The sequence below is a fragment of the Terrisporobacter muris genome, from assembly GCF_024621905.1.
In the GTDB taxonomy this organism is placed as follows: Bacteria; Bacillota; Clostridia; order Peptostreptococcales; family Peptostreptococcaceae; genus Terrisporobacter; species Terrisporobacter muris.
The window spans coordinates 1-6,179 of record NZ_JANKBY010000218.1 but is presented as its reverse complement, the minus strand read 5'-3'; the positions used below and the strand labels follow the sequence as shown (position 1 = coordinate 6,179).

At 29.3% G+C, this 6,179-nt stretch carries 6 protein-coding genes; all 6 read left to right on the top strand.

What is annotated here, in order from left to right; all coding sequences use genetic code 11:
- Positions 1-128 precede the first annotated feature (128 nt).
- Positions 129-1,430, top strand: coding sequence for a pyrimidine-nucleoside phosphorylase (locus NSA58_RS14250; protein ID WP_257560613.1), 1,302 nt, complete (start codon positions 129-131; stop codon positions 1,428-1,430).
- A 34-nt stretch (positions 1,431-1,464) separates the two neighbouring features.
- Complete coding sequence (deoC, locus tag NSA58_RS14245) at positions 1,465-2,130, top strand: deoxyribose-phosphate aldolase (protein WP_039679882.1); 666 nt, start codon at positions 1,465-1,467, stop codon at positions 2,128-2,130.
- 1 nt (position 2,131) lies between these two features.
- Complete coding sequence (locus NSA58_RS14240) at positions 2,132-3,331, top strand: phosphopentomutase (protein ID WP_039679883.1); 1,200 nt, start codon at positions 2,132-2,134, stop codon at positions 3,329-3,331.
- Between the two features lie 18 nt (positions 3,332-3,349).
- Complete coding sequence (locus NSA58_RS14235; RefSeq protein ID WP_257560612.1) at positions 3,350-4,636, top strand: NupC/NupG family nucleoside CNT transporter; 1,287 nt, start codon at positions 3,350-3,352, stop codon at positions 4,634-4,636.
- A 115-nt stretch (positions 4,637-4,751) separates the two neighbouring features.
- Complete coding sequence (locus NSA58_RS14230; protein WP_039679885.1) at positions 4,752-5,573, top strand: purine-nucleoside phosphorylase; 822 nt, start codon at positions 4,752-4,754, stop codon at positions 5,571-5,573.
- Between the two features lie 217 nt (positions 5,574-5,790).
- Entirely contained in the window at positions 5,791-5,949 is a 159-nt protein-coding gene (locus tag NSA58_RS20765; protein WP_139045017.1) for a ParA family protein, read from the top strand.
- Positions 5,950-6,179 lie beyond the last annotated feature (230 nt).

Genomic DNA, 6,179 nt, shown 5'->3' with positions numbered 1-6,179 from the left:
TCAATAAAAATACATCAATATAGTTACAACAAATCTCAATATATTTCATATAAAGAAAATGTTTTCCTTGTTATAATTTTAATATGACAAATAACAACAAAATATTAATATATAGGGGGAACGAAATAATGAGAATGTACGATATTATATCTAAAAAAAGAGACAAAGAAGAATTAAGTAAAGAAGAAATAGAGTTTTTTATAGAAAAGTATACAAATGGTGAAATACCAGATTATCAAACATCTGCATTATTAATGGCAATATATATAAATGGATTTACAAAAGAAGAAACAGCAAATTTAACTATGGCAATGGTTAATTCAGGAGATGTAGTTGATTTAAGTATGATAGATGGAATAAAACTTGATAAACATAGTACTGGTGGAGTTGGAGATAAAACATCTTTAATTTTAGTACCTATGGTTGCAGCAGCAGGAGGGAAAGTTGCAAAACTATCAGGAAGAGGTCTTGGACATACTGGTGGAACATTAGATAAATTAGAATCAATACCAGGTTTTGATATATCTGTTGAAGAAGATAAATTTAAAGAAATGGTACAAAATGCAGGACTTGTTATAGCAGGTCAAACACAAAATCTAGTACCAGCAGATAAAAAAATATATGCACTTAGAGATGTAACTGCAACAGTTGACAGTATACCTTTAATAGCTGCAAGTATTATGAGTAAAAAAATAGCTTCAGGATCTGATGCCATATTACTAGATGTTAAGTATGGTGAAGGCGCATTTATGAAAACTGCTGAAAAAGCTGAAGAGTTAGCAAAAGCTATGGTTAATATAGGAAAAAGCTTAGGTAGAAATACTTCTGCTGCAATAACTTTAAATGGAGAGCCTTTAGGATATGCAATAGGAAATGCTCTTGAATTAAAAGAAGTTATAGAAATATTAAAAGGAAAAGGACCAGAGGATTTAAGAGAGTTAGTTCTTCAATTAGGATCAAGAATGTTAATGCTTGGTAAAATAGTTGAAACTATGGAAGAAGGAAGAGAAAAATTAGAAAAATGCTTACAAGATGGAAGTGCATTAGCTAAATTAAGAGAATTAGCAGTACTTCAAGGTGGAGATGCATCAGTAATAGACAATCCTGAATTATTTACAATAGCGCCTTTAACTCATGAAGTTAAAGCGACTAAAGAAGGATATGTATACGCATTAAATGCTGAGAAAGTAGGAATATCTTCTTTATTAACAGGAGCTGGAAGACATACTAAAGAGGATGATTTAGATTATGGTGCAGGAATAATATTAGAAAAGAAAATGGGAGCCTACGTTAAAGTGGGAGATGTATTAGCAACTCTTTACTCATCAGATGAAGCTAAGTTTGAAAAAGCTGAAGAAGAGTTATTAAGTGCATACGTAATAGCTGAGCAAAAGGCAGAAAAAGCTCCGATAATTCACAAAATGATATAACTTTAATTTTATAATAATTAATAGGAGAGAGAGAATGGATAATAAAACTATTTTAAAAACAGTAGATCACACTTTATTAAAACAAACATCAACTTGGGAAGATATAAAAATAATATGTGATGATGCTATGAAATACGAAGTAGCATCAGTATGTATACCACCTTCTTTTGTAAAAAAAGCAAAGGAATATGTTGGTGATAAAATGCAAGTTTGCACAGTGATAGGTTTCCCAAACGGATACAATACAACTGCAGTAAAAGTATATGAAACAAAAGATGCCATATCTAATGGTGCAGATGAAATCGACATGGTAATAAACCTTGGGATGCTTAAAGAAAATAGATTGGTTGAAATAGAAGAAGAAATAAAAGCAATAAAAGAAGCTTGTGGAGAAAAAATATTAAAAGTAATAATAGAAACTTGTCTTTTAACTGAAGAAGAAAAAATAGCTATGTGCAAATGTGTGACAAATGCAAAAGCAGATTATATAAAAACTTCAACTGGATTTAGTAGTGGTGGAGCAACAGTAGAGGATTTAAAATTATTTTCACAAAATATAGGTGAAGATATACTTATAAAAGCTGCCGGAGGAATTTCTGATTTAGAAACGGCTTCTCAGTTTATAGAAATAGGTGCTACAAGACTAGGAACAAGTAGAATAATAAAACTAATAAATAATGAAGAGTGTTCGGGGTATTAATATGAAAAAATTTAACAGAGTATTTTTAATAGTGTTAGACTCTGTGGGTATAGGTGCTTTGAATGATGCAAAAGAGTATGGGGACGAAGGAGCCAATACTCTTTGCAACATAGCTAAAGCTACAGGAGGATTAAATCTTCCTAACCTACAAAAAATGGGTCTTGGAAATATAGAAAATATAGAAGGTGTAAAACCTGTATTAAATCAAATAGCATATAGTACAAAATGTGGTGAGTTATCAAAAGGAAAAGATACAATAACAGGACATTGGGAAATGGCAGGAATACTTATAAAAGAACCATTTAAAGTATTTACAGATACAGGATTTCCTAAGGAGTTAATAAATGAACTAGAAGAAAAAAGTGGTCATAAGTTTATAGGGAATATTTCTGCATCAGGAACAGAAATAATAAAAAATTTAGGTGAAGAACATATAAAAAGTAAAGCATTAATTTTATATACTTCAGCAGATAGTGTATTACAAATTGCAGCTAATGAGGAAACAATACCATTAGAAGAACTTTACAGGGTTTGTGAAATAGCAAGAAAAATTACTTTAAAAGAAGAATATAAAGTTGGAAGAATTATAGCTAGACCTTTTGTAGGAACAAATAAAGAAAACTTTAAACGTACTTCAAATAGAAAAGATTATGCACTAAAACCACCTAAACATACAGTATTAGATGCTCTTAAAGAAAAGAATCTAGATGTGGTTGGAATAGGAAAAATAGGTGATATTTATTCATATCAAGGTATAACTAAAAGTATAAAAAGTAAAAGCAATGAAGATGGAATGGATGCACTTATAAATATATCAAAAGAAAATTTATACAAGGGATTAGTATTTTTAAACTTAGTAGATTTTGATGCACTGTTCGGTCATAGAAGAGATGTTGTAGGTTATAGAAATGCATTGGAATCTTTTGATAATAAACTGGAAGAATTAATACAACACATGAATGATGATGATCTATTAATTATTACAGCAGACCATGGAAATGATCCTACATTTAAAGGCACTGATCATACAAGAGAATACGTACCAGTTATAATTTATAATAAAAATTTAGAAAATCCTAGCAAACTTAATGAATTAAAGTCTATGTCAGATATTGGGATAACAATCCTGGATAATTTTGATAATGATAACAAAGAGTATGATTTTGAAATAGGGAAATCATTCTTAGAATTAATAAAATAAAAATAATGGGAGAATAATATGAAAATATTAATAAATATTTTAGGAATAATAATAGTAATATCAGGACTATACTTATTTTCTTCTAATAAGAAAGATATAGATAAAAAAATGATAGTAAAAGCTTTGGTATTACAGTTTATATTAACATTTTTACTTGTGAAATTTCCTTTGGGAAGAATAGCTCTACAAAAAGTATCTGATGTGGTTACTAATGTGTTAAGTTATGGAGCAGAAGGTTTAAGCTTTGTATTTGGATCATTATCTGATTCTACTGCATCTACGGGAATGATATTTGCAATATCAGTTCTTGGCAATATTGTATTTATATCTGCATTAGTGGCAGCTCTATACTACTTAGGTGTTATAGGATTTGTTGTAAAAGGTATAGGTGGAGTAATAGGAAAAGTGCTTGGGACTAGCAAAGTAGAAAGTTTCGTTGCTGTTGCCAATATGTTTCTTGGACAGACTGAGTCACCAATACTTGTCTCTAAATACTTACCAGGTATGACTGAAAGTGAAATAATGCTTGTTTTAATATCTGGTATGGGAAGTATGTCAGCAACTGTTCTTATGGGGTATGCTGGAATGGGTATACCGATGGAATACTTATTAATAGGAGGTGCTCTAGTACCTTTAGGAAGTATAATAGTTTCTAAAATAATTTTACCAGAGGTAAAAACTAAAGAAGTATCAAAAACTAAAGAAGAAGTTACATATAGTAATGGAGATTTTATTGAAGTTGAAATAGCAGAACCAATAGCTACTGAAATAGCTTGTGATGAAGTGAAAATAGATAATAAAGGTGACAATGCAAACTTAATATCAGCCATAGCTCAAGGTGCAAACGATGGTCTTAACATGGCTCTTGGAATAGGAGCATCGCTTATTGCTATAATATCTTTAGTTGCTTTAGTTAATGGTGTATTAGGAGTTGTAGGACTTTCTTTAGAAAAAATATTATCTTATGTATTTTCACCTATGGGATTTTTAATGGGATTAGATAAAGGAGATATTTTAACTGCATCTCAATTACTTGGAAGCAAATTAGTATTAAATGAATTTGTTGCTTTTGGACAACTGGGAGAAATAATACAAGGATTAGATTATAGAACAGGACTTATGATGGCTATATCATTATGTGGATTTGCTAATATATCTTCAATGGGTATATGCATATCAGGTATATCAGTATTTTGCCCAGAAAAAAGAAATCAACTTGCAAAACTTGCATTCAGAGGAATGATGGGGGGGTTTATAGTAAGTTTATTAAGTGCATTAATAGTAGGTTTAATAGTTGCTATATAATTTAATAGAAATAAATTTTCAATATTAAGTAAATTGAAACATAATATAAAAATTGGTAAAATAGATTTATAAAATAAAATAATTATTAATTAATGTAGACATATGAGGTGAAATCATGAAAAATTTATACGAGAGAATACAAGAATCAGCAGATTATATAAAATCAAAAACAGATCTTACTCCGTCAATAGGATTGATATTAGGATCAGGCCTTGGTATATTAGCAGATGAAATAGAAAATCCTATAAAAATCAAATATGACCATATACCAAACTTTCCTGTATCAACAGTGGAAGGTCATGAAGGACAATTAGTTATAGGTAACTTACAAGGAAAAACAGTTGTAGCAATGCAGGGAAGATTCCATTACTATGAGGGATACTCAATGGAAATGATAACTTTCCCAGTTAGAGTTATGAAAGCATTAGGTGTAGAAACTATATTCGTAACAAATGCAGCAGGTGGAGCAAATGTTGACTTTAAACCAGGAGATTTAATGATAATAACAGATCATATTAATTTATCTGGAAATAATCCTTTAATAGGTGCTAATGATAATAGAATAGGAACTAGATTCCCTGATATGTCATCAGCATATACTAAAGAGTACATAGAACTTGCAAAAAAATGTGCAGAGAAATTAAATATAAAAGTTCAAGAAGGTGTTTATGCATTCTTCTCAGGTCCAACTTATGAAACTCCTGCAGAAGTAAGAATGGCAAGAATATTAGGTGCAGATGCTGTTGGTATGTCAACTGTTCCAGAAGTTATAGTTGCATCACATAGCAAACTTAAAGTTGTGGGAATTTCTTGTATAACTAATATGGCAGCAGGAATACTTGACCAACCTTTAAATCATGAAGAAGTTATAGAAACTACTCAAAAAGTAAAAGAAGAATTTTTATCATTAGTTAAAACTATTGTTAAAGAATTATAAATAAAAAATAGGTATACAGTTATGTATACCTATTTTTTATTTATAATTCTTGGCTATGGTGTACGTTTTTAAATAAAGTATTTGTAAGATAACTAAAGTGAAGCGATATATTTTATAATCTGTTCATAAAATATAGAAAGTACTTATTTATAGGGAAAAAGTATGAAAGTTATATCTATAATAAATTATAAAGGTGGAGTAGTAAAAACAACTATATATATCTAATTTAGAAGCAGGTTTAGTTGATAGAGGTTATAAAGTACTAGCTATAGACCTAGACCCACAGTCAAATATTACATTTTCATTTATGGAATTAGATAAGTTTCGAAATAACTATGAAGAAAAAAGACTATTAGAAATTGGTTTAGAGAAATAGAAATAGCAAACTTAGGTCAACTAATTGTAGATTGTGAAGATATAAAAGATAAAAAATTAAATTTAATATGCTCTCATATAGGATTAATAGATACAGATTTTAAATTAGTATAAAATATGAATTCTTTAATAAGTTGGGGTGAAAAAGATAAATATATTAAGATACATGATATTTTAAAAAAAGGAATAAAGCAGTTAAATGGATATTATGTAGCACTTTGTATCAGTGAT